The organism is Shewanella sp. Scap07, assembly GCF_013394145.1.
GTDB classification, from domain to species: Bacteria; Pseudomonadota; Gammaproteobacteria; order Enterobacterales; family Shewanellaceae; genus Shewanella; species Shewanella waksmanii.
Genome location: NZ_CP041329.1, coordinates 3,205,101 through 3,229,808, shown reverse-complemented (window position 1 = coordinate 3,229,808; position 24,708 = coordinate 3,205,101). Strand labels below are relative to the sequence as shown.

Annotated in this window: 25 protein-coding genes; all 25 read left to right on the top strand. The window is 39.9% G+C overall.

All coding sequences use genetic code 11. The features are described 5' to 3' along the window. Nucleotides 1-81: 81 nt before the first annotated feature. The 25 genes from FLM48_RS14105 to FLM48_RS13985 all read left to right on the top strand — a co-directional run bounded on the left by FLM48_RS14105 (nt 82) and on the right by FLM48_RS13985 (nt 24,708). The gene (locus tag FLM48_RS14105) at nt 82-990 is read left to right on the top strand and encodes a Wzz/FepE/Etk N-terminal domain-containing protein (protein ID WP_179025078.1); all 909 of its coding nucleotides are present in this window, start codon (nt 82-84) and stop codon (nt 988-990) included. Beyond that, a complete protein-coding gene (locus FLM48_RS14100; RefSeq protein ID WP_179025077.1) occupies nt 991-2,322 on the top strand; it encodes a hypothetical protein in 1,332 nt (443 codons plus the stop codon). Between the two features lie 2 nt (nt 2,323-2,324). Then, nucleotides 2,325-3,194, top strand: a complete 870-nt coding sequence (locus tag FLM48_RS14095) for a glycosyltransferase (protein WP_218645298.1) — start codon at nt 2,325-2,327, stop codon at nt 3,192-3,194. 11 nt (nt 3,195-3,205) lie between these two features. After that, complete coding sequence (locus FLM48_RS14090) at nt 3,206-4,021, top strand: glycosyltransferase (RefSeq protein ID WP_256870943.1); 816 nt, start codon at nt 3,206-3,208, stop codon at nt 4,019-4,021. Between the two features lie 11 nt (nt 4,022-4,032). Then, the gene (locus FLM48_RS14085; protein ID WP_179025074.1) at nt 4,033-4,785 is read left to right on the top strand and encodes a glycosyltransferase family 2 protein; all 753 of its coding nucleotides are present in this window, start codon (nt 4,033-4,035) and stop codon (nt 4,783-4,785) included. A gap of 149 nt (nt 4,786-4,934) precedes the next feature. Next, complete coding sequence (gspG, locus tag FLM48_RS14080) at nt 4,935-5,336, top strand: type II secretion system major pseudopilin GspG (RefSeq protein ID WP_179025073.1); 402 nt, start codon at nt 4,935-4,937, stop codon at nt 5,334-5,336. After that, nucleotides 5,336-6,988 carry a GspE/PulE family protein gene (locus tag FLM48_RS14075; protein ID WP_179026379.1) on the top strand — a complete coding sequence of 551 codons (1,653 nt, stop codon included), beginning with the start codon at nt 5,336-5,338 and terminating at the stop codon, nt 6,986-6,988. The genes gspG and FLM48_RS14075 overlap by 1 nt, the downstream gene beginning before the upstream one ends. Then, entirely contained in the window at nt 6,988-8,190 is a 1,203-nt protein-coding gene (locus tag FLM48_RS14070) for a type II secretion system F family protein (RefSeq protein ID WP_179025072.1), read from the top strand. The genes FLM48_RS14075 and FLM48_RS14070 overlap by 1 nt, the downstream gene beginning before the upstream one ends. Next, nucleotides 8,174-8,590 carry a Tfp pilus assembly protein FimT/FimU gene (locus FLM48_RS14065; RefSeq protein WP_179025071.1) on the top strand — a complete coding sequence of 139 codons (417 nt, stop codon included), beginning with the start codon at nt 8,174-8,176 and terminating at the stop codon, nt 8,588-8,590. The genes FLM48_RS14070 and FLM48_RS14065 overlap by 17 nt, the downstream gene beginning before the upstream one ends. After that, on the top strand, nt 8,587-9,033 hold the full coding sequence (locus tag FLM48_RS14060) for a type II secretion system protein (protein WP_179025070.1): 447 nt from the start codon (nt 8,587-8,589) through the stop codon (nt 9,031-9,033). Before FLM48_RS14065 ends, FLM48_RS14060 begins: the two co-directional genes overlap by 4 nt. Beyond that, the gene (locus FLM48_RS14055; protein ID WP_179025069.1) at nt 9,033-9,740 is read left to right on the top strand and encodes a type II secretion system protein J; all 708 of its coding nucleotides are present in this window, start codon (nt 9,033-9,035) and stop codon (nt 9,738-9,740) included. Before FLM48_RS14060 ends, FLM48_RS14055 begins: the two co-directional genes overlap by 1 nt. A 1-nt stretch (nt 9,741) precedes the next feature. Then, complete coding sequence (locus FLM48_RS14050) at nt 9,742-10,653, top strand: general secretion pathway protein GspK (protein ID WP_179025068.1); 912 nt, start codon at nt 9,742-9,744, stop codon at nt 10,651-10,653. A gap of 2 nt (nt 10,654-10,655) precedes the next feature. Further along, on the top strand, nt 10,656-11,750 hold the full coding sequence (locus FLM48_RS14045; RefSeq protein WP_179025067.1) for a hypothetical protein: 1,095 nt from the start codon (nt 10,656-10,658) through the stop codon (nt 11,748-11,750). Next, nucleotides 11,750-12,316 carry a hypothetical protein gene (locus FLM48_RS14040; RefSeq protein WP_179025066.1) on the top strand — a complete coding sequence of 189 codons (567 nt, stop codon included), beginning with the start codon at nt 11,750-11,752 and terminating at the stop codon, nt 12,314-12,316. Before FLM48_RS14045 ends, FLM48_RS14040 begins: the two co-directional genes overlap by 1 nt. After that, nucleotides 12,306-12,875 carry a hypothetical protein gene (locus FLM48_RS14035; RefSeq protein ID WP_179025065.1) on the top strand — a complete coding sequence of 190 codons (570 nt, stop codon included), beginning with the start codon at nt 12,306-12,308 and terminating at the stop codon, nt 12,873-12,875. Before FLM48_RS14040 ends, FLM48_RS14035 begins: the two co-directional genes overlap by 11 nt. 17 nt (nt 12,876-12,892) lie before the next feature. Continuing rightward, complete coding sequence (locus FLM48_RS14030) at nt 12,893-15,016, top strand: secretin N-terminal domain-containing protein (RefSeq protein ID WP_179025064.1); 2,124 nt, start codon at nt 12,893-12,895, stop codon at nt 15,014-15,016. Between the two features lie 403 nt (nt 15,017-15,419). After that, the gene (locus FLM48_RS14025; protein WP_179025063.1) at nt 15,420-16,871 is read left to right on the top strand and encodes a hypothetical protein; all 1,452 of its coding nucleotides are present in this window, start codon (nt 15,420-15,422) and stop codon (nt 16,869-16,871) included. Nucleotides 16,872-17,151: 280 nt separating this feature from the next. Next, nucleotides 17,152-18,243, top strand: coding sequence for a DegT/DnrJ/EryC1/StrS aminotransferase family protein (locus FLM48_RS14020; protein WP_256870942.1), 1,092 nt, complete (start codon nt 17,152-17,154; stop codon nt 18,241-18,243). A 71-nt stretch (nt 18,244-18,314) separates the two neighbouring features. Further along, entirely contained in the window at nt 18,315-20,033 is a 1,719-nt protein-coding gene (locus FLM48_RS14015) for a lipopolysaccharide assembly protein LapB (protein ID WP_179025062.1), read from the top strand. A gap of 40 nt (nt 20,034-20,073) precedes the next feature. Continuing rightward, nucleotides 20,074-20,520: a tetratricopeptide repeat protein gene (locus FLM48_RS14010; protein WP_179025061.1), complete on the top strand. Its 447-nt coding sequence runs from the start codon at nt 20,074-20,076 to the stop codon at nt 20,518-20,520. A 151-nt stretch (nt 20,521-20,671) separates the two neighbouring features. Then, entirely contained in the window at nt 20,672-21,388 is a 717-nt protein-coding gene (locus tag FLM48_RS14005) for a glycosyltransferase family 2 protein (RefSeq protein ID WP_179026377.1), read from the top strand. An 11-nt stretch (nt 21,389-21,399) separates the two neighbouring features. Then, entirely contained in the window at nt 21,400-21,762 is a 363-nt protein-coding gene (locus FLM48_RS14000; RefSeq protein ID WP_179025060.1) for a DUF2304 domain-containing protein, read from the top strand. A 47-nt stretch (nt 21,763-21,809) separates the two neighbouring features. Then, a complete protein-coding gene (locus FLM48_RS13995; protein ID WP_179025059.1) occupies nt 21,810-23,216 on the top strand; it encodes a mannose-1-phosphate guanylyltransferase/mannose-6-phosphate isomerase in 1,407 nt (468 codons plus the stop codon). Nucleotides 23,217-23,224: 8 nt separating this feature from the next. After that, complete coding sequence (locus FLM48_RS13990; RefSeq protein WP_179025058.1) at nt 23,225-24,001, top strand: ABC transporter permease; 777 nt, start codon at nt 23,225-23,227, stop codon at nt 23,999-24,001. Next, on the top strand, nt 23,998-24,708 hold the full coding sequence (locus FLM48_RS13985; RefSeq protein ID WP_179025057.1) for an ABC transporter ATP-binding protein: 711 nt from the start codon (nt 23,998-24,000) through the stop codon (nt 24,706-24,708). Before FLM48_RS13990 ends, FLM48_RS13985 begins: the two co-directional genes overlap by 4 nt.

Below are 24,708 nucleotides of genomic sequence, written 5' to 3'. Positions count from 1 at the left end.
GTAGAGCATCTATATAGTTTATTGAAAATAAATTGAATTTTCAGCCTGTTCTTATTTAGGTCTTAGTTAGTTGAATAAATAATGCAAAAGCAAGAATTTGAAATCGATATTAAAGAACTTTTCTCTTCACTATTAGCCCAGAAATGGTTGATCGTAATAATTACATCTGCGTTTGCAATTGGGTCAGTTTTATTCGCCTTATCTAAACCAAATGTGTTTAAAGCAGAGGTGTTGCTTGCCCCTGTTTCTGAGGACTCTCAAATTTCGACAGCAGCGTCGCAATTAGGTGGGATAGCCGCGATGGCGGGTTTCAATATTGGCGCTAGTCAAGGAAGCTCACGTTTGGATTTGGCGCTTGAAACTTTGAAGTCGAGAACGTTTACAAAGAACTTTATCGAAAATAGAGAGATTTTAGTCCCGCTAATGGCTATGGAAAAATGGGATAGTAGTAGTGGAACCATTGTGATTAACCCAGATATTTATGATGTCGACGAAATGGTTTGGGTAAGAGAAGTTGATGAAGGTAAGTCTTCGGTACCCACAGCATGGGAAGCATATAAAGAGTTTAATTTACTCGTAGAATATGAAAAAAATCCGTCAAACGGTTTTGTTCGGTTGTCGGTGAGTTCAGAATCTCCAGTTCTTGCTCAGCAATGGGCTAAGTGGCTGGTTGAAGATATTAACACTTGGATCAAAAAAGAAGATGTTCAAGAGTTTGAAGCAAATATCTCGTATATACAGCAAAAAATTAGCGAAACTAAGATTTCCGAAATGCAAAGAGTTTTCTATCAGCTTATTGAGGAACAAACTAAAAAATTGATGCTAGCTGAAGTACAGGAAGAGTATGTCTTCAAAGTTATAGATCCTGCCGTAGTCCCAGAGGAGAAAGCTGCACCGAGTAGAGCATTGATATGTGTTTTAGGGAGCTTTTTAGGTGGTTTCTTAGCTATATTTATCGCTCTAATTAGACACATATTAATTAGAAAGTAAATGCGCTTACCACGTTACCTGTCCAAAAAGAATATCTTGACGGGCTTTATGGTCATGTTCATGGCTATAGGGCCATTTTCCGTTACTGAATTTAATAAGATTAATATTTTATTAATATTTTTTGCCTCAAGTATAACTATTTTTCTTTGTTTACTACTTGGTGGGAAGATTAAGCTGCTCAAATTTTCCACAATACCTAGTTCGCTATATCTTTTTAGTTTTATAGTTTCGCTCTTTGCAATTATCCTTACTCGAGAGCAACTTACCGGCGAGTTTGTTAGTTCTGTTATTTTTGGCAGAATTTTTACTTTTGTTACGGTTATTTTTACGATGATGATTATTAACTCCTGGTTAGCTTATGCTGACGAGTCAGAGTTAATTAGATCACTTAAGGTAGCTTTTTTTACCGGTTTACTATTTGTTTTGCTTGGGCATTGGCAGTTTGTAGGCAATATGCTTGGTTTCCCCTTCTTTATCGAAACACGTGACTGGATGCATGGAGTGCCAAGTGCAATTAGAAGTGTTGTGCCCAAAAGGTTGACATCGATCGCTGAGGAACCTAATTATTTATCTCCATTGTTAATTGAGTTTCTATTGTTAAGTAGTGTTTTAATTGCATCTTCAAAGAAAAAGCTTTTTGCATATTTTTTAGGTGGATTTGTTGTCGTTTTTTCATTTTCTGGCGGGGTTTATGTCAATATGATGCTCATATTGATTATTATCGGCGCTCTCTCCTTGTATAGAAGTTTGGTTAGCGGATATTTAAAAGGTAAAGATATACTCTTTATTATATTGGCATTGCTAGGATTAGGTATTTTACTTTCTGTAGGGGATATTCTACTAGAATTTCTGTATTACAAGTTTCAAGGTGAGGCAGCCGGTAAGTCTGCTAGGAGTCAGTTTCTTTCTTCCTTAGGGATACTTATTTCTCAGAGCAGCTTTTTAGAGTTGTTGGTAGGTCACGGTATGGCAACTATGTCGGTATTACCGGAATTTGGCCTTGCTAAGGAAGAATTTCTTTTTAGAATTACAAATAATTTTTATTTAGATATGATTTGGGAAGGAGGATTTATAGGTCTAGCCTGTATTATATTTTTCCTAGGTTATCTAATTTATTTTGGCCTCAAAAATTATCTTTTTAATAAATATTATGAATTGGGGCTTTTATTAAGCTTGCACCTTTCAATTACGTGCTTGTATCGTTCAGAATATCTCAGCCCTCACTTTCTTTGGGTTGTTTCTTTGATTTTCATTTGCTATCGGATTGGTATGTTTCAAACAGCAAGGGACTATAATTCTAAAGAAGACTCTAAAAATTTTTCAAAGGTCTAATGATGAAATTAGTATCGGTATATATAATTACGCAAAATCGTAGTTCTTTATTGAAGCGAGCAATTGAATCTGTTTTTAGTCAAGACTATTCCGCTTTAGAGGTGATAGTGGTGGATGATGCCTCCACTGATGACACACAAGAATTAGTTGAACAATTACTAAAGAATTATGATTTTAAATATCTTAGGAATGAAATCATATCCGGTGCATGCTTTTCTCGGAATAAAGCTATACAACAGGCTACAGGGCACTATATCACAGGTTTAGATGACGACGATTTTTTTTGCAAAACAAGGGTTTCAGATTTAGTTGCGGCCTATAGAGATGAGTACGCTTTTGTATGTGCTAATGTGCAAGAACTGATGCCAGACGGTAAAAGGATAGATAGAAGTTATGGATTTGAGTCAGGAGAGTTCGGCTTAGAACAGATGTATAACTATAACCTAGCTGGTAACCAGGTATTAACGACAAAAACCAAATTTGAACAGATTGGTGGTTTCGATGTCAACATGCCAGCATTTCAAGACTATGACACTTGGGTTAGATTGTTACTACACACACCTAAAGCCCTGAAAATAGCTGCATGTAATTATGTTTTGGAAAAAGGGCATGGAGGGGAGCGAATATCCTCCAGTAGTAGTAGAAAGCTTTTGGGTTTTAAACGCTTTATAGAAAAAAATAAGAATTCGATGTCAAGTCAGCAGCTTAAATCTATGAACATCATGGAACATAAAATATCAGGGGCTCATTTTGGTTTAAGAACACTATTGAAAAATGTACATTCTAAAAATTATAAGTCAGCTTTAAATTTGTACATCGTAGATAACTTTCCAATTATAAAGAATTTTTATGACAGTCTGAAGAAGAGTTGAGTGAATATTATATGACTTGTGCAACGCTTTCAGTTCTAGTATCGACATATAATGCAAGGTTGTTGATGCTAGATAGTGTGTTATTGGAAGAGAATCCTCTTATTCATTACATAATAGTTCATCAACATACTGATGGTGTTGATTATAGTAATTATGTTAGCAAGTTGAATAGCACTCGGTCAGATGTGACTTATATTCAATCTTTTTCTAAAGGTGTAACAAAAAGCCGAAATATTGCACTTTCAAAAGTTGAAAGTGAATATGGCTTGTTCATGGACGATGATGTAGAACTCCCAATGGATTTATTTAGCACAATAATAGAGAGTTTCAAAGTGCGACCTGAGTGTAGTGTTTTAACCTTTCAGGCCGCAGAGATCGGCAATGTTCAGTTACTTAAAGATTACAGTGAGAAGCAGGCGATACACAACCGTTTGTCTATATTGAAAGTCGGCACAATAGAAGTGGCGTTTAGAGTTAGTGATGTAAGAGCAAGTGATGTTAAGTTTCCTGAGTATCTAGGGGCTGGTACAAATTTACCTGCCTGTGATGAGCCTGTTTTTTTGGCTAGGTTAATGTCAAAAGGATTAAAAATAGGTTACATGCCACTTATAATTGCGCATCACCCTAAACTTTCTTCTGGTAAAGTATTTGAAGATGAAAGCTCGCTGGTTTGTAGAGGGGTTGCATTCAGAGACATTTTTGGCAACATGGCTGCAATTCCTATGCTTTTTTTATTTTACTTGAAAAACCGCAAAAAGTTTAAGTTACGGAACCGATCGGCTTTTTTGTCTTTATATAAAGGGTACTTAAAAACTAACTTTAATTAGTTTGCTTTATTATGAAAAATGAACATCTAGTTTCAATTATTACGCCGTCGTTTAATTGTAGTAAATCTATTGCTAAAACGATTGATTCAGTACTTGGTCAAAGTTATCAAAATTGGGAAATGCTGATTGCCGATGATTGCTCAGGTGATGCTACGTGTGAAGTGATTCAACAGTATGTTGATATGGACACGCGCATTAAGCTGATTAAGAGAGAATGGAATGCAGGGCCAGCCGTAACTAGGAACAGAGCTATTCAAGCTGCAAAAGGCCGTTTTATTGCTTTTTTAGATGCAGACGATACTTGGCACAAAGACAAGTTGGAAAAGCAAATTAAATTTATGCTTGATCGTCAGGTTACGCTGTCTTATACCGGCTACGAGCGAATTCATGAAGATGGACGTAAGCTGGGTACTATGACTGTCCCCTCATCTGTTTGCTATCACGATATTTTGAAAACCAATAGTATTGGCTGTTTAACGGCTTGCTACGATAGTTTGCAGTTGGGTAAAGTTTATATGCCTAACATTGCCAAAAGGCAAGATTTAGCTTTGTGGCTAAGAATTCTCAAAAAGACTGATCGGGCTTATGGTATTCAGGAGAGTTTGGCCGATTATTATGTTGGTGTTTCCTCTGTGTCAGCAAACAAGGTAATCGCAGCTAAATATCAGTGGAGAGTGTATAGAGAAATTGAAAAACTAGGGTTAATTCAGTCGCTATACTACTTTTTTTCATACGCCTTTCAGGCGGTAAAGAACCGACTATAAACTCGTATCAAAAGGTCAACACTTACTGCTGAAATTCATCCAAGTATTTACATAACATATGGTGCAACACATTATATGCCTTCAAGTATTGCCGATGTGCCAACAAGATTGATAGTATCCACAACACTTAAATTTTTGGTGACTAAAAAATGAAGCAAAAAAGCAAACGTGGTTTTACTCTAATTGAACTGCTTATCGTAATCGTCATTATTGGTCTGTTAGCCTCTCTGGTGGCCCCGGCGATGTTTTCTAAGGTCAGCTCATCTCAAAAGAAAACTGCAGCGGCACAGATGCAAATGTTTGAAACAGCACTTGATACTTTTCGTTTAGATAACGGGGATTACCCAGATACGTTAGAAGAGTTACGCAAAAGCGACAAACCAACTTGGGATGGTCCTTATTTACCAAAAGATCTACCCTTAGACCCATGGGGCAACCCTTATGCTTACAAGAAACCTGGAGAAGATGGTAAGGCATATTTTCTAGCTTCTTATGGTAAAGACGGCCAACCTGGTGGTGAGGGCGATAATGAGGATATCGTACATAAATGATGACCTTGCCAGAGTTGCTTTCTACCGAGTTTCAAATTACTGATGGTGACCTAGATAAGTCTTTGAAGTACCAGGCTAAATATGGTGGTCATTTAGAGCAAATACTGGTCAACTTGGGCAGTTTGCCAGAAGATAGTTTACCTGAGGTTTACAGTCGTTATTTTCAACTGCCGGAATTAGATATTACAGAGTGGTTAGAGGCTGAAGTACCAGACATTGAGCCAGAAACGTTTTCGTTGTTAGAAGCAGCATGCTGGAGTTTGTTAGCTGTAGAGGGAGAACGTTGGACTTTTGCCGCTAAATATCCGTTAGATCTGTCTGTTAATGAGTTTATTCGTCGATTTAATATAGAAGCTAATATCATTATTGGTACTGAAGCGGATATACAGACGCTCAACAGAAAGTTCAATTTGAATGCAACAGCAGATAATGATGATGCAATAATTGGTGATGAGGAAGAGCGTCTACGTGAGTTGGCGTCTGAAGCTCCTACAGTAAACTTGCTTAACTCTCTGATTTCAAGGGGGTTAAGGCAAGGTGCATCCGATATGCATTTAGAACCATTTCAAGGAAGATACCGAGTTAGGTATCGAATAGATGGTGTCTTGCATGAAGTCGAACGCCTAGCGCCAAGAATGCAATTACCTATTGTAACCCGTTTGAAAATATTGTCAGGTATGGACATCGCGGAACGTCGTCGTCCTCAAGATGGTAAGATAGCAATGAAAATTGCAAACCAAGAACTTGATATTCGTGTCTCTGCACTCCCTTTGAACGAAGGCGAAAGCGTGGTCATGCGCTTTTTACGTAAAGAGTCGGTTAAATATGACATGGAAGTACTTGGGTTAGCTGATGATGTTCAGAATTACGTTAATCAGGATTTGGCTAAAACTGCCGGAGTTATCTTACTTACTGGCCCTACAGGTAGTGGTAAAACAACGACTTTATATACCTTTCTCAATGAACTGAATGATGATGATGTCAAAATTATCACGTTAGAAGATCCTGTGGAGTACCAGTTAGAAGGTATCAATCAGGTGCAAGTAAACAGTGATATTGGTTTTGATTTTTCTGCCGGTTTGAGAAGCATCGTACGTCAAGATCCCGATATTATTATGTTGGGTGAAATTCGAGATAAAGAAACAGCGCGTATTGCAATGCAGTCTGCATTGACTGGGCACTTGGTTTTTTCGACAGTCCATACAAATGATGCAGCGAGTGCATATACGCGTTTGCTAGATTTAGGTGTAGATGAGTTTTTACTTAACGCAGCTTTGATTTCTATTGTCGCGCAGCGTTTAGCACGACGCACGTGTGAGCATTGCGCTGCGGAAGATCCTGAATCAGCGCAACTGATAGCAAAGTATGATTTAGATAAACTCGCAACAAAGTTTAATTTATCTAAGCCCAGTTTAGTAAAAGGGATGGGTTGTGATGCATGCGGTCATACTGGTTATAAAGGGCGCATAGCAGTAAATGAGTACCTGCGATGCGATGAAGAAATTATGAAGTTACCAAAAGACTCTGATTTTATTGCTAAAGCAAGGCAGCATAATAGTGCCAGTGGCAGGCGAAACCTATTAGAGGACGGTTTTTATAAAGCGTTACTAGGGCAAACCACTGTAGAAGAAGTGTTGCGAGTGGCTGGCTAATGAAAGTGTATACGTACAAGGCTTATGACAAAGCAGGGGCTAGGCTCGATGGTCAGCTGGAAGCCATTGATAAGCAGGCTGCGATTAACCAGATTAAAGCGCTAGGCCTGCTTGCTTCTGAAGTTGTTGAGAATAAAGAGTCTGCAGCGTCGATCTTTTCTTCTTCTAAAAAGGTTTCTTTGGCTGATTTGGAATTCCTGACAGCAGAGTTGAGCTTGTTGCTGTCAAGTGGAGTTAGAATTGACAAAGGGCTAGATATCATTAAGCGCTCTAAAGCCCAACCAGCTTTGGTGAAATTGTTAAGTGATATCAGCAGCTCAATATCTAAAGGGCAAAGTCTTTCGGAAGCTCTTAAGGCCCATGATGATGTTTTTGACCCGCTTTATATCAACTTAGTTGAGCTTGGAGAAGCATCAGGTAATCTTCCTGAAATTTTTGCCAAGTTAGCAGAGGACTTAAAATTTAGGCGTGATTTACAACGAAAAATCATCTCATCTTTGACCTACCCGTTTGTCATTTTAGCCGTTTGTATTTTATGTATTGTATTTATTTTCAACTTTATTGTCCCAAAGCTGTCAGTGTTATTTACAGATCCTGAGACTCTGCCCTGGTATACGCAAGCTCTCTTAGGATTAAGCAACTGGATGCAGGAGTATCAGGTATTCATGGCTATTGGTATAGTAGCCGGCGGGTTTTCATTGGTACACTTATTTAAGCAACCAAACTTTTTGAAAGTTTGGCAAGAGACATTGCTTAAAATTCCAGGGTTGGCTAATTCGGTATTGGTGACCGAACGAATTAGATTTAACAGTGCTTTGGCCATGATGTTGCAGGCTGGCCTACCGATAGATAAAGCGCTTTTTCTCGCAAAAGGTAATATCAAGAACCAGGTGCTACAACGCGAGATGGAAATTGTCCGAAGCAAGGTTAAACATGGACACAGCCTATCACCCTCATTAAAGCAAACCTCGTTATTTCCTGATTTTTACATTTCGCTGCTAGAAGTAGGTGAAGAGTCAGGTAATTTATCAAAAGTTTTTGATGAAATAGCTAACCGAAGTAGACAGGAGTTTGAGTCTTGGACTGAGAAAATGACCACGCTTATTGAGCCACTATTGATTCTGTTTATGGGGGGGATCGTGGGCGGTGTCGTCGTGGTTATGTTGATGAGCATGGTTGCAGTGAATGATGTTGGCTTCTAGACCTAAAACCAACGGTTTTACACTTATAGAGTTGATAGTAGTGTTGGTTATCATGGGTACACTATTAAGCTTGGTTGGCCCTTTAGCGGTTCGAAATGTAGATAAAATGAATGTCCGAACTGAAGAAATGCAGTTCAAAAATTGGCTGGATAAAGTGTCGTATACTGCTTTCAATCGCGGGCAGCCACTTTTGGTATCGCTTGAGGGCAGAATTGCTTCGGCGAACATAGTCGGCGAGAAAGAAGTTATTGTTGACGAAATTCAGTTTGCTTCATTGTTTTTTCAGCCGCAAATGATTGCCTTGAACAAAAATGGCTTCTATTCAAAGACCCAAGCGACGTACCAACTAGGAGCAGAACGCTATGCAATCGAACTTAGTTTTGTAGGGTCTGCTGAGTGAAGAGCTTTAACTTAAATTCCAAGCAACAAGGTTTTACCCTGATGGAGGTGCTTGTTGCTGGCTTTATTATGTTTTTGGTTATTGCAACCACAACCCTAATTTATCGAGGCGCTGTACTTTCAAGTCATAAGGCTGAAAGAAGCATCTATATTAATGGTCTTGTGCCAGTAATCGCTGACACAATACAAGCGGAAATACGTCTGAAAGGGCAAGGGAACGTTGAAGAGTTATCTGGAAACGCTAGTATGGGAGAAGCAGACTACAGTTGGACAGCTAAAATGATAGATTTTCAAGCTGCCCCGCCGCAAATGTTGCCAGAAGCAGGATTATCTGTAGACCAGAACAAGCGTTTCAAGTTGTGGCAAGTCGAATTAGACGCCAGTTATAAGGAATACGAACGTCAATACCGATACGTTGAATTTAGCTGGAACCTAGAGCCTTAATGAAGCCTTATAAACAACTTCAAAGAGGGTTTACCTTAATAGAATTGCTCATTTCAACCGCACTCCTCAGTTTAGTGCTGTTCATCGCAAGTTATAGTTATAGTTTGTTTAGTAACAGGTGGCAAAGTGAGTTGGGTAACTACCAAGAAACTGCTGCTTTCGTAAAGAATGTTGAGCTGAGTAGACGAGTACTTCAAAGCACTATTCCATTGGTAATCAGTAAAGCCGATTCTAAAAAAGGGCTCTACTTTGTTGGTGGTGCTGATAGCATACTAGCGGTAAGTCAATATGGTGTTTTTGGTGATGAAGGGGTTATTTATAGATTATCAATCGAGAAGTCTCCGGAAAACCCTCAAGTAAAGCAATTGGTATACCGAGAGGTGAACGCCAATAGTATAGTCCTGTCCGAACCAAATCAGAGTTTTCAGTTTACTCATAAGATAGTGGTTATTGATAACGTAACTGATGCAGAGTTTCAATATTTTGGATGGGCGACGTTGAATGATAAGACAGTGCAAATGTCTGGTATCGGAAAAGCAGATAAATCGTGGCACAAAACATATGATGCAGTAAGAACTGGTCTGTTTCCAGAAGCCGCGAGATTGGTTGTTCGTTATCAGGCAAAAGATGCTAGAGTGGTTTCGATATCATTTAATGCTAGCTATGCTTCACACCCAGAAAGGGGTTTAGAGATACCTGGACAATAATATGCGTATCAAATCTTCGTTCCGTCAAAAGTTTATAGAATTAAAGCATACTAAACAGAAAGGTATTGCTTTACTTCAGGTATTGTTAATTAGCGCAATTATTTCTATTTTAGCGTTATATCTCACTATTACAGCAAGGCAGCAGGTTTCTGTTGCACAAACAGCTAATGATAGGGTGTTAGCAGGTTTATTAGTTCGTTCAGCTGAATCGAGGGTGTTGTTCGAAATGTTGACTAAAGAGTCCGTAGAGAGCCAACTATATCCGTTACCTGAAGGTTACAATTTTTATGCACACCCTATTGCGATCGATAAGCACACTCAAGTTGAAATACAGGATGTCGCGGGGCTATTGAGTGTAAGGTTTCCAGACCAGACATTACTTAGGCGAACTATCCAAAACCTTGGCGGCACGGCAGATGTTGCTAGTACAGTGACCGATAGCTTACTTGATTGGCAAGACGAAGATGATTTAAAACGACTCAATGGAGCAGAAGCTGGAGACTACGATATTGGGCCTCGAAATTCAGCAATTACATTAAAGTCTGAAGTCCGTTTAGTTAAAGGTGTGGATGATCAATTATGGCGCGAACTTAAACCCTTGTTAACTGTGCCCCGTGTCAGCTATTTTAATCCAATGGTGGCGCCAGAACCCATTTTGTCCGCATTTTTGAATAGCGATGTAAAGGATATTCTTGAATTGCGGAAAAATGGTGCATTAAATCGTGGAGAATTTAGTCAGCTAACTGGAGTGTATGATCAAGAGGGGATTATTTTGTCAAAAAGTGACTTATTTCGTCTCAATATTGAGGTAAACTACGGCGAAGCAAGAATGAGCAAAAAAATGACAGTGAGATTAAGACCATATGCAAAAGCAGATGGAACGGTAGTGGATAGGATAGCTTCAAATTGGTAATAATGAATAGACTTAAAGCACTTTCCAAAAAGTCCCTAGGACTTTTAGGTATAGGGTACCTTGATACTAAACTTTATCGTTTGGTTGATATTGCAGATGGCCAATTTAAGTGGCAGGAAGCGCCTGTAAACTTTAAACCCAACGTATTGATTCTATCTAGGCAGCACTACCAGGAATCTTGCAAGCAATATCCTATTGAGAACAAATCTGAGGTCAAGAAGCTAATTCGGCTTGAGTTATCGGCGAATGAAGGTACATCTCAATTTGTAACTTATAAAGCACAGGACAGCAAAACCGCTAGTAATCAATGGATGCTAAGTGACGTATACTTAGGGGCAAAGTTCGTATTACCTGAATCATTCTTGATCGGTGCCAAACAACCGCACTTTAAAGTTACCGAACTTCAAAATGAAGAAAGTCAGTTTTATATTGTCAATACGCCAAAGGGGATCATATCAACCGTAAAAGGCGGTTTGATAAATAATGTAAATGCTTTCTCAATGGCTTCGGGTGTAAGTGTCGATCAAACTATCAACTCTATGTCATTCGAACAGTTTGCCAATTTCACTGCTGCAGAGTTGCCACAGTTGCTGATTCAATATGGTAGCCAATTCTTTGTTAAACAAGATTCAAATCTTGACGTACAAGATTTGGTTAAACCCGTTTTTTTAACGCTGGGCGCATCGCTTACCCTGTATTTACTGATTGGTAGCGCTTATCTTGAACTTCAATCTTATCGAATTACATCACAAATCGAAAGTAACTCTTCTCAAGTTAATCGAGCGTTGAATATTCAAAATGAATATAACCAGTTAACAGAAAAATTGTTACGTCAACAAGATTTTATTGAATCTCAAGCAGTTAAAACCTCATTTTGGTTGGTGCTGGAGCCTTTATTACAACAAGCAAAGTTCAGAACAATTCGATACAGAAACGATAGATACATTATTAATGGTGAAACTAAGCAAGCAACAAAGCTTCTGGATATGTTGATCCAAGACCCATTAGTGACGGATGCTAAGTTCGATAGTCAAATCCGCAAAAGTCGCAATAATGAGGTGTTTACTATTAGTTTTCGCCTTAGTGGGGCTAGTTAATGGAAATTTTTAAAGAGAAGCCCTATTTATTATTTTTGCTTGCTGGTTTAGTTTTTGCGCGGTTTGTATGTGTGCCAATTATAGAATGGCAAAACGAGCAGAAAGCGTCACTCGTCTTAGAAAGTAAGCGGGTTATGAAAGCAGAACAGGCTATGGCGAATGAGCAGAAAATTGAGCCCCTGTTGCCGAAGTTACGTGCATTAGTTAAGGCCAACAGGGACAGGTTGTATCCGTTTCAGGCAGAGAATCAATTTAAGTTAAAAAATCAACAAGATTTAGAGGCTCTGATCGAGAAGTATGCGCTTAGCGTGACAGGCATCGGCTGGTTGGCTACAAAGCAAGTCAATGAATACAACTTAACGCTTTATCAATTGCAAGTACGCTTCAAGGGTGATGGGGTAAAGTTTCCAAGTCTAATGGCTGAAATCGAGTCTCAAGCACAATGGGTTGAGGTCGATGATTTTGTATTTGCGTTTAGGCGCCAATCAACGACTCGTATTGGTGATGCTAATGGTCAGATTACGCTCAATTATTATATGAACAATGAGGCTGCCAATGCTAACTAAAATAGTCGCACATGCGCACTTCAAGTTTATAATAGCGGCTTTTTCTGTTGCCAGTGTTGGAGCTGCTTATGATTTTTCTGATAGAGTTTGGGTGCCAACTTCGACATCGAATGCAGCCGTAGAGTACGGTTTTGCTAACGACGCAGATCTATTGCCTTCATATACTGAAGAAGAAAAAGCTGTGTTGATTGAAGCGTTCGAAAAATATGATTATCGTGCTAGGGCAAAAGCGGAAGAAGCAGCTAAAGCGTTAAGTAAGGTAGTTGATCAAGGTACCCAGGTAAACGTAGAGATACCTGATATTGACACGCAGCAAGGTGAGCTGTTGAGTCTTTATACCAAAACGTCAAAGTTGAGCTTAAAAGCGGTCATTAATGAAACCACCAATTTTGCGTTGATAAAACAACAGTCTCACGAAGGCAAAAATACCAAGTGGTTAAAACTCGAGCAAGGGCAGAGCTTCGAAGGGTTCACCGTGTCTCAACTAAGTCATACATCAATTAAGTTAACCCGTGGTGAACAGGTTATCCAATTAATGATGTACAAAAGAAATTCATAATTATGGGTGTGTTTGCAATGCGTAAAAATTTCTGTTTATCTATCATCGCAGCGGCTGTTCTGTCGGGCTGTAGCACACTCCCTACCGAGCCATACCCCTATGACACTTCATACCTAGAAGGGGAAGCAACGGAGAAGGAACAGAATGTAGACTATCAACAAGGGCTGAATGAGCCTGATATTGATCAACCATCAATCAGTTATAAAAAACTGCCATCGATGAAAACTGACCGAACAGCAAACACTACAGAGTTGGATTTAACCAAACAGTTTAGTGATACTGAAAAAGTCACCATTTCGGCAGATGCTTTGCCGCTTAATCAGTTTTTGCATTACGTCCTGGGTGAAGTCCTAGAAGTGAGTTATATCTTGGACAATAACTCTAAAGCCGACAGTAAAGGTGTGACGCTTAATATTCGCAAACCCATTACAAAGCGTAAATTGTTTACGCTGGTTGATGAGCTGTTAGTCGATGGAGGCTATCAACTTTATTTTAAGGATGATCTGTTTTACGTAAATAAGCAGGACCAACAAGGTTCAAGCAATAGAATATTCGGCTTTGGTCGTGAGTTAACTGATGTGCCGCGCACATCAGTAGATATCACTCAAATTGTTCCGCTTAACTTTCCGCTTAAATCGGGTTTCCATTTGACTATACAGCAATTGGCCAATGTTCAAGTGGGCGTCGATTATGATCAGAATAGTGTCACTCTAACTGGACGCAGACCAGAAATCCTTAAAGCGATGGAGTTTATTCATTTAGTTGATGCGCCTTTGTTTAGAGATAGGCAAGTGACTTTATATCGCTCAACTTTCGTTCCTGCAGACGAACTTGCAGAAAACCTATCAAATGTACTTAATAATGAAGGCATCACAGTAAAAGGTGATAAGCCAAGTGGCAATGCTGTAACGGTATTGCCAATTGAACGTATTTCGTCGGTGATCCTTTTCGCTAATGATTATAGTTTATTAAAAAGAGCAGGTTTTTGGTTAAGCAAACTAGATCAACCCTCGATGATCGAAGAAAACCAATACTTTACATACATACCACAGTTTGCTCGTGCCAGTGATATTGCAGAAAGTCTTGAACCACTTTTATCAGGTACTTCGGCAAATAGAAGAGAGTCGGTCAATAACACGGTTGGTGAGACATCTGCGCAAACTAAAGGTAAGCCAAATCAAAGTAGCGGTGCAATAGGTAATGATAAAGTCAAATTAGTAGTAGATGTTAGGTCGAACGCATTGATTGCGCAAACCACGGGATTAGAGTACCAGCGTTTACTGCCATTGATTAAGCGCATGGATGTCATGCCTAAGCAAGTCATGCTTGAAGTTATGATTGCAGAAGTGACCTTGACTGATGTATTTAAGCAAGGCGTTGAATTTGCTTTTAGTAGTGGTGACTTAAGTATAAGTACAAAAGGTTCGTTTGGCGTTGAGAAAATTGGTGGCATGTCATTTGGACTTAAAGGGGCTGATGGTGAGATATTAGCTAACTTTTTGGAGACCAACAGTCACGTAAACGTACTTTCACGACCTAGTGTTGTTGTTAGGGATGGTGCAAGTGCCGCAATGAATGTTGGTACCGATATTCCTGTTGTGGGGGAAACTACCTCAGATCCTGACGGCGATAGACAGACGACATCAATTCAATATCGAAAAACCGGTGTGCAGTTAACGGTTACCCCGACAGTGAATAGCCAAGGGGTTGTTATTATGGAAATCAATCAATCTATCAGTAACCAAGCAAATACTGAAACCGTATCTGATTCACCAGCCATCTTTGAACGTATGATTAACACTGAAGTCGTAGCCAATAGTGGTCAAGCCGTTATTTTAGGTGGCCTCATCAGTGAAAATTCAAGTTATTCAGAATCCAAAGTTCCTTGGCTCGGTGATTTACCGTTGCTGGGTGGCTTGTTTAGAAGTAACAATGATGAAGTGGTCAAAACAGAACTAATTGTAATGGTAACTCCTAGAATCATTGAAGCTTCCAATGAGTGGGATGATATTAAGTCTTCATTTACAAGCCAGATGCAAGCACTTGATCCTCGCTCTATTGTCAATGGTGAGCCTACTTCAATGACAAAACTTGAAAGTTCAGCGACAGAAAAACCAATAACAGTTGAAATGAACAATTAACAATTAGGTGTTTTCGCGATTAATAAAGGCGTCGGCAGGGCTGTTTTGCAATCTATTGATACAGTCGGCGCGAAGATGTTTTAACTTGAGTAAATCACTTGGTTGTTTGTTGTCAAAATGTTGCTCTGCTTTGCTGGCTAGATTTGCGTTGGTAATTGTTTGAAAAGCCAGCTTTTAAAGTTCAAAGCCCTTGATGTTGTATGGTTTTGTCATATATTTGACTGTCGGGATTGTAAATGCAATGTAAATTGTCTCGCTTATAATTTGCACAATGTTGACTGTTGTCAACTTTTTCAATCTATTAGGCTTGACACAAATGGTAGCCACCCATAGAATCTTAACTGGTTAGGTCGCTTAGGATTTTAGGCGACGGCCTCTAAAGGCGACCATAATCGGAACACAAATGAAGAGTAAGAAGACTTACCTTCTGTTTCATGAAACTTCAAAGGATATAAAAATGTTGAAAAAAACGCTTATCGCACTAGCAGTAGCTTCTGTTGCAACCGCAGCTTCTGCAGCTGACGTTACAGATACAGCATCAGCTCTTCTTTCTAAGCAAGGCGCTGTAAACACTGCTAACGTTCAAATCGGTAACGCTGCAAGCGTTGGTGATGCAGCTGGTGATGTACTAGTAAGCTTGGAAGCTGAGTACAAGCCAGACGATCTACTATACTTTGATTTCGTTGGTGGTGATGTTGACCTAACAGCTAGCGTTATCACAACTGATGTTCAGTTGTTCGCTGCTCCAGCTGATGGTGGCGCATTGCTTGGTACTATGGTTCTAGGTCTACTACCTAGCTCTACTAAAAACCAACTAGTTATGCGTGTTACTTCTTTGGATTACATCAATTCAAATGACCCTCTAAACACAACTAAATACGGTAAGTTAGTTGTTAATGGTCTTACTTTTAAGACTACTAGCATCCTTTCTTCTGGTAAAACGACTCTAGATTACCGCGCAGAAACTTCTACTGGTATCGAAATCGATGCAGGTAAAGATTCAGCAACTATTATCTTTGAAGCTAAAGACCAGTTTGCTGCTGCTGTAACTCATGACCTAGACGCAACTATTGACGTGAACGAACAGCGTCTTAAGTTTGTTGGTACTGGCGTTACTGCATATGAAGACGTAGTTACTGTTGAAACTACTGAAAATGCGGCTCCAACTGGTAAAGTTTGGGCACTGCCTGCAACTGCTACTAAGTCTGACTACGTTATCCACGGTGACTTCTCTTTCCTAGGCGAAGCTAACGATAGCGGTATCATTACTACTAGCAACGTTACTTCTTCTGCTGATGCAGCTCCAAAAGTATACGCAGACAAGATTGTAACTACTTACGCTGGTTTGACAGCTAACACCATTACTATCGACATTTCTGGCGAAACTTCTGGTGTTGCTGATAAAGCTCTTTCTCCACAAGAGTTCACTGCCACTACTACTGTAGCTTACACAGATTTCTCATCTGCAGCTGGTTCAGTTATCCTTCAGGATAAAGCTGATGCGGGCGCTTGGGGTCTAAATGGTGCAATCATTCACGTACCATTCATGCCTTTCCGTGACGGTTATTCTCCAATCGTTTCAGTATCTAACACTTCTAACCAAGATGGTGACATCGAAGTATTAGTATACGCTAAGAACGATGCAGATTGGGTTGAGCCAACATCTTACATGCTTAACACTACAGCTATCGCTGATGCAATGACTAACATCACTCCTGAGCTTCAAAGCCTAGGTATCAATGGTGACGTAGCATTTGACGTAATCGTTAATGCTCCTAAGCAGTCTATCGCTGTTAACGCATTGTACTTCAACGAAGGCGACCGTGCAGTTCTAGAGACTCACAGCCGTAACTAATATCATTTGATATTATAAAAAAAGCAGGCTACGGTCTGCTTTTTTATTGGCCGTCTGATATGCGGTTACACACCTAAAGGCATGTTCAGGCCATATTTTGTGACTCGGTAAACCTTATTTCTTAAGCACCAACAATCTTTTCCCGCACTTGTTTTTCTGTGGATCTTTAGGCGTGTTGAGCTTTCTGCCGTGATGGATGGCTAGTTTGCCAAAAATATAGATTCTTTTGCTGGGTTTTAATCTGTTAGAATTAACCTATTGCTTTCTACTGTATTTAATCATGGCTATCAGATTTCCTATCGTAAGACCCGTATTACCCGCTATCGACGTTTACCAGAAACATGTTCAAGCGGTTTTTGACTCTAGGTGGTTGACGAATTCTGGTCCTTTGCATCAAAGCCTCGAGCAGCGTCTAGCGGAGTATTTAGGTGTTGAGCACCTTATGTTAGTTGCAAATGGCACATTAGCGCTTCAAGTGGCCTATCAGGCTTTAGGGGTAGCAAATAGCACTAAGCCTGTATTGACGACGCCATTTTCTTTTGCTGCAACGGCTTCATCCATTGCCTGGCATGGACTACAGTGTGAGTTTGTCGATATTAATCAATCTAGTCTTAATATTGCGCCTGAACTGTTGAAACCTGAACAGGTTGATGCCGCCTCCGCAATTGTTGCAACACACGTGTTTGGTAACCCGTGTGAAGTCGAAGCGATTGCGAGTAAGACTGCAGGGCGGGATTTGAAAGTTATTTACGATGCAGCGCACGCTTTTAACTGTCGTTTAAATGATGAATCGATACTTAACTGGGGGGATGCTAGCACCTTAAGTCTGCACGCGACAAAAATTTTCCATTGTGTCGAAGGTGGAGCGATTGTTTTTAAGGAGCTAGATGATTTGCTGCGCGCACGAGAAATGATTAACTTCGGTTTTAATAAGTATCAATATCCAGAACAGCTTGGCATTAATGCCAAAATGAGTGAGATGCACGCAGCTATGGGGTTGAGCTTGCTTGACACTATTGATGATATTCAAGCGCAACGTATTGAAGCCGTGAGCACATATCAAACAGAACTAGCGAATGAATTTGAGTTTCAACATTGGGTCGATGGCAGTTCAAATAATGGTGCTTACATGCCGGTGTTATGTAGGTCAGAGCAACAATTGTTAAAATTGATGGAAAACTTGTTAGCGTCAGGAGTACAAACTCGGCGATATTTCTATCCAAGTTTGTCTGAAGTGGCTTGCTATGGGCATAGAGGTGATACTCCTCTAGCAAACGAAATCAGCCGCAGAGTATTATGTTTACCTTTGTATGGTGATTTGACCGTAGAAGAAGTTAAACAGATTTGTCAGCTAGTAAAAGAAGCGCTGTGAAAAATAGATCTCCAATTTGATCAACGTTGGTCAGATTAGGCATTTAAATTAAAGGTGTTAAAGAGGGCTAAATGGTGCTAAATAGAAATCTAACAGCTTGGCAGTTGTCTAGTTTGTTCTTTTTAACTCTTGTTTGCTATTTTATTACGCTAAAAGTGCCCTTTTATCTAGATGATGCCTCATCAATAAGCGACAACATGCATATACTGGGTTTGCCGGTAGTTGAAGTGTTTAAACTTTATGGAATGCGGGGGGTCGCTTACGCTTCATTTGCGGTTAATTATCAGGCCACAGGTCTTGATGTTAGTGGTTTTCATATCACTAATATTGGGGTTCATTTTTTAAGCGCAAGCTTTGTTTATTTGCTGACTAAAGAGTGTTGTAGAGCTCAACAATTGCCTTCAACTTGGCTACCTTTCATTGTGGCGATGTTTTTTGTTTGCCATCCGTTACATACCCAAGCGGTGACTTACATCGTACAACGCATTGCCTCTTTGGCCGGGCTATTTTATTTTTCTGCATTGTATTTTTATCTTTTGCTAAGACGCAGCTCTATCCGAAGCCAATATATTTGTTATGGTTTTTTAACTTTGGCAGCTATGCTTCTTGCATTTTTTACCAAGCAAAATACCATCGTTTTACCTCTGTCAATCTTATTGCTTGAACTGCTTGTGGTGTGCAGAATACCTAATCGTTACCAGGTGGTTTCGATTGCGGGTTTAGTTAGCGCGGTGGTCTTGGCGTTACTTGCATTGACAAGTGATGACTTTCAGAGTTTTTTAGTTTGGCTCGATGCCTATACCCGAGAAACGGCTGATATCAGCCGATTGGCATATTTTGAAACACAGATAAGAGTCGTTGGAGAATACATACAGCGTTTTTTCGTACCCATTAATCTGCAACTGGAGTACACGACGCCTGTTTATTCAGGAAGTTTTCAGCAGGTTTCAGGTTACCTTTGGCTGCATATTGGTATATTGACCATAGCGCTACTGGCGTCTAGGAAAGTGCCATTAGCGACTTTCGGTATCCTTTTTTATTACAGTGCTCACATTGTAGAGTCTAGCTTTATTCCTATCAGCGATGTGGCTTTTGATCACCGAACTTACATACCTAATTTTGGCCTTATACTTGCTGTCGTTATTGGAAGCTATTACCTGTTAAAGAAAGCTGGGGCGAATAAGCCTGTGTTTGTTGTGCCCGTGGTAATTGTGATGTTGATAGCTACAACTATGACCATTCAAAGAAACCGCTTGTGGCTCGACCCGATGGCCTTTTACAAATATGAATTAGCTATCTCGACAAATAAAGCCCGAGTTCATAATGCCTTGGCCCAGTTGTATATGGATGAAGAGCAGTGGAAAGAGGCAAGTGAACACTTTGAACAAGCCGTGGTTTTGACCGAAGATGATGAAATGCGACCGTTATTTATCAGTAATTATATTGCTGCTGTAAAGAATGACGGTAATGTGGCTCAGGCTATAGCACTTACCGAAAAGTACTTACCCGTCGTTAATAGTAACCAAGCTCGTAAGCAGTTACTAACTAACCTAGGGTTTATGTACATCCAAAAACGAGAAGCTTCGAATGCCTTCAATGCTTTTAAGCGCGTAATGACTATGGACAGGCGGCCACCGCCCAATGAAGCTAATTTGGGTATGGCTCTGGCGTTGTGGGCACTAAAGCGGCAGGACCAAGCTAAAATTTACTTGCAGCGCACTATTTCCAATGATCCCAAAAACGACTATGCTAAGCAGCTCCTTGAAAAGCTCATTGCACAAGGGTTTTAGGTGTATTTTTGTTCGAATTTAATAGGTGAGATTCAGCGTTATGTTTAAAGTTTATGCATTTTTAGTTACTTTGCTACTTACCCTTGTAACTGGCCATGTTAATGCGGCTTCCGAGTATGAACAAGCCATAGCGGCAGCGAATGAGGGAAATTACAAGGCTGCTTACCAAGTAGCATCAATGCTTGATAATGGACGCCATGTAGATGAAGACAAAGTGGCTGCAATCGAATGGTATACAAAATCTGCTAGAATGGGGTATTCACAAGCTCAAAGCATGTTAGGTTTTAAATATGCGATGGGAACAGGCGTTGAAAAAGATATGAAAACCGCTTACGCCTGGTTTAGTGTAGCACTGAGTAACGGCCACGAAATATCTGAGCAGTACCAACAAAAGGCGGCGAAAGATTTATCAGCCAAAGAATTAGAAGTAGCAAAAGATATGGCGGAAAAGTGGTCTGCAGCCTACAAGGTATCTAAAGTGGACTAGCATGGCAGTTTAATGAAAAAAGGGTCAAATTGTTGGCCCTTTTTTTATGAAAAAGTGTTATGTTAGCAATATTAATTTTAATGTAATGCTAATAAGCTTTTGCGATACAAAAAGTAATCAGGTTTAAGCATTCTATAAGTAGGTAGATAACATTAAGCGCGCTATCGTTATACCAGCCTATAATGAGGAAACAACGATAGGCCAAGTCCTAGATTCCTTATTGGACTTTAAGCTGTATCAAATTATTGTCATCGATGATGGCAGCACAGACAATACCGCTACGATCGTGCAGCAGTACCCACATGTCGTCCTTTTATCATTAGCTACTAATTTAGGGGCGTGGAAAGCCATGCAAACAGGTATCAGGTATTGCTATGTCAATGATTATGACCGAGTGATTACTTTCGATGCTGATGGACAGCATTTACCCAACTCGATAACGCAATTAGTTGCAGCGCAGAGCTTAAGCGATGATGATGTGGTAATTGGTTCTTGTATTCAAAGGGGAAGTGGTGCCAGGCACGTTGCTTGGAGATTATTTCGGGCTTTGTCATGTATCGATGTTGCCGATTTAACTTCTGGTTTACGAATATATAGTCGTGCTGCGATTGCTATTCTGAGCAGTAGAGAAGCCACGCTATTAGAGTACCAAGATGTTGGGGTGTTATTGATGCTTAAAACATTCGGCTTGTCACTCAGTGAGGTTCAGGTTGAAATGCTTCCTAGGGAAGATGGTATATCGAGAATATTCCACTCTTGGGGAGCCGTGTGTTATTACATGACACACACAACTTTACTCTGCCTAAGTAAGGTTAAACTAAGTAATGAATTTGCCTATCAAAAGGCATTAAATAACTATAACGACTAGGCCAGATTTCAGTGCAACATTATCAAATTTTCTCCGCTATCATTTCCATCGTTTTTTTCGTAACTGCGATTTATTTAGTAAGAAGGGATACTATTCTTCCTAGTTCAGCGATTCGCTGGACTTTACTTTCAATCATTATTTTGATTATTGGCACTTTTCCTCAACTGACTGATTTAGCAGCAGAACAATTGGGTGTCGGCTATGCCCCTATAATCCCGGTTATCATGGCTTGCATTATTCTTTTGTTAAAGGCGTTACTAAGTGATGTCGCAAGAGCGAAGGACAGGGTAAAACTTGAACGATTAATGCAACGGGTTGCATTGCTTGAGCAAAGAATAAATGAACGTTCGCGCTCTGATATCAATGAAAAATAACAGAATGTTCTACTGTAACTATGTAGATAAAAAATTAAGGTAATTAAATGGACAATAGCGTTTATCCAGTGATACTTTCTGGCGGCTCAGGGACAAGATTGTGGCCTTTATCTCGTAAACATTATCCCAAGCAATTACTGCGCTTAACGAGTGCCTACACTATGCTGCAGGAAACTGCATTGAGACTGACGAAGTTTGCGAGCCCTATAACAGTTTGCAATGAATCTCACCGCTTTATGGTCGCGGAACAGTTACAAGAGGTAGCAATAGAGCCGTCAGCCATTATCTTAGAACCCGTAGCGCGCAATACTGCGCCAGCGATCGCCTTATCAGCGTTTGCTGCCCTGGCTAAAAATGCAGAAGCAGCTTTGGTTGTTTTACCTGCAGATCATGTAATTGAAGATGTCGAGGCATTTCAAGATGCAGTAGACCGAGCCGTTGAAGTCGCGAGGGATGGATCACTAGTTACATTTGGCATTATTCCCACAGCGCCGGAAACGGGTTATGGCTATATCCAAGGAACTAGCGACACAATTGAGCTTTCAGCTATTGCCCAATTTGTAGAGAAACCAGATAGTGCCACCGCAGAAAGGTATGTGAATAGTGGTAAATTTTTCTGGAATAGCGGCATGTTTGTTTTTAAGGCCCGTGCGTTTTTAGATGAATTAAAAAAGTATAATGAACCAATGTATCAAGCAGTAAGTGAAGCTTGGAATAATAGTCAAGGAGATTTAGATTTTGTAAGGGTTGATAAACAAGCCTTCGCTAAATCACCTGATGATTCGATAGACTATGCCGTGATGGAAAAGACCGAAAAGGGAATGGTGCTCCCCATCGATGTAGGTTGGAGTGATGTAGGGTCGTTCTCTGCCCTATGGGAAGTATTAGACAAAGACCAATATGGCAATGTTAGCTTGGGTGACGTAAAGAGCATAGATTCAAGCAACTGCTTAGTGCAGTCAGAAAACCAATTTGTTGCCACCATTGGGGTCAAAGATCTAGTGGTAATAGGCACCAAGGATTCGATTCTAGTTGCCCATAAAGACCATGTTCAGCAGGTTAAAGACGTAGTAGAGCACCTTAAAACTTCGAAACGTTCCGAACACTTGTTACATAGAGAAGTCTATAGACCTTGGGGCAGCTATGATTCAATAGAAGAAGGCCATCGCTTTCAAGTTAAGCGTATTGTGGTTAAACCTGGTGCTTCCCTATCATTGCAAATGCACCATCATCGCGCTGAGCACTGGATTGTCGTTTCTGGTACGGCTTTGGTTGAGGTTAGTGGTAAAGAAATATTATTAGCTGAAAACGAATCTGTATACATACCTTTAGGCGCAACACATCGATTAACCAATCCCGGCAAGATCAAGCTTGAGCTCATTGAGGTTCAAAGTGGATCTTATTTGGGTGAAGATGACATTGTTAGACTAGAAGATAAATTTGGTCGTTGTTAAGGTGTTAAATGGACCGTTCTTATAGACAGTTGTGGGAAGTGTATTTTACTCAACTGGTTTTTAATTTAAAAACTGAAACTCGCAAAACATATCTAAACTACCTTTGGTGGATACTAGAGCCAGCAATGATATCAGGTGTGTTTTACTTGGTTTTTGCGGTGTTTTTGAATCGTGGAACAGATGATTTTTTACTGTTTTTATTATGCGGTAAAATACCTTTTTTGTGGTTTTCTAAAACAGTAAGTAATGCATCCAATGCTATTGTGCAGGGAAAAGGTCTAATACACCAAATGGTAATACCTAAGGCCTATTTTCCATCACTTATCATTGGGCAAGACTTTGTGAAACAGCTATTTGTTTTCCTATTTCTCTTTGTGTTTATCATTATTTTAGGTGGCGAGTTCACGTTGAATTGGTTGTACGTGGTGCCAGTTATAGTGTCTCAGTTATTACTGATCACTGCTTGTGCTTTTGTAGCGGCCGCAATTACACCGTTTATACCAGATTTTAGGTTTATTATATCAACTGGCATGATGATGTTAATGTTTGGTTCTGGTATATTTTATAGTTATGAAGATGTCATTCTAAAAGAGCATCAAGAGCTTTTTTTGTTAAACCCACTGGCAAATTTGCTCAAAAATTATCGTGAAGTGTTATTGGAAAATATTGCGCCCGATTTTGATGCACTTGGGCTAATTTGTCTTGGCAGTGCAGTGATCATAATGTTGATGTTAATGTGGTTTAAAAAGCATGATTCTACTTATGCAAGGGTGATTGTTCAATGAGTAATAACACCTGTGCAATTGAACTTCAAAACGTTTCGCTTTCGTATAGAACACGATTAGCGTTTTTTAAACACGCTGAATTTAAGGCGCTTGACCAAGTTTCATTTACAGTAAAAAAAGGCGAAACCTTTGGGATTATTGGTAACAATGGTAGTGGCAAATCAACGCTGTTAAAAGTGCTTGCAGGTATCTATACCCCTGACGGTGGGCAAGTTGTCCGGCATTGCAAGACAGCCTCCTTGTTATCGTTAGGTTTAGGCTTTAACAACGAGCTTACTGGTCGGGAAAACGCTGTTGTTTCGGCAATGCTCAATGGCGCGTCAAAGCAGCATGCTATGGACTTCATCAAAGAGGTGATTGAATTTTCTGAGTTGAGTGATAGCATCGACAAGCCGGTTAAAACATACTCATCAGGGATGAGAGCGAGGCTAGGTTTTTCAGTCGCTTTACATAACAAAGTTGACTTATTGCTTATTGATGAAGTTTTAGGGGTTGGTGATTCTGAATTTAGGATTAAGGCTGAAGCGGCGATGCTGAGCAAGTTAAATTCAGAGCAAACCGTTATTTTTGTATCGCACAGTGCGGGACAAGTAAAGAAGCTTTGCCAAAACAGTATTTGGTTAGATAAAGGTCGTGTAAGAGCAAGTGGTAATACCAACGATGTATTTGTTCAATATCAAGCAGAAAAAAGATCGAAAACAAATTAA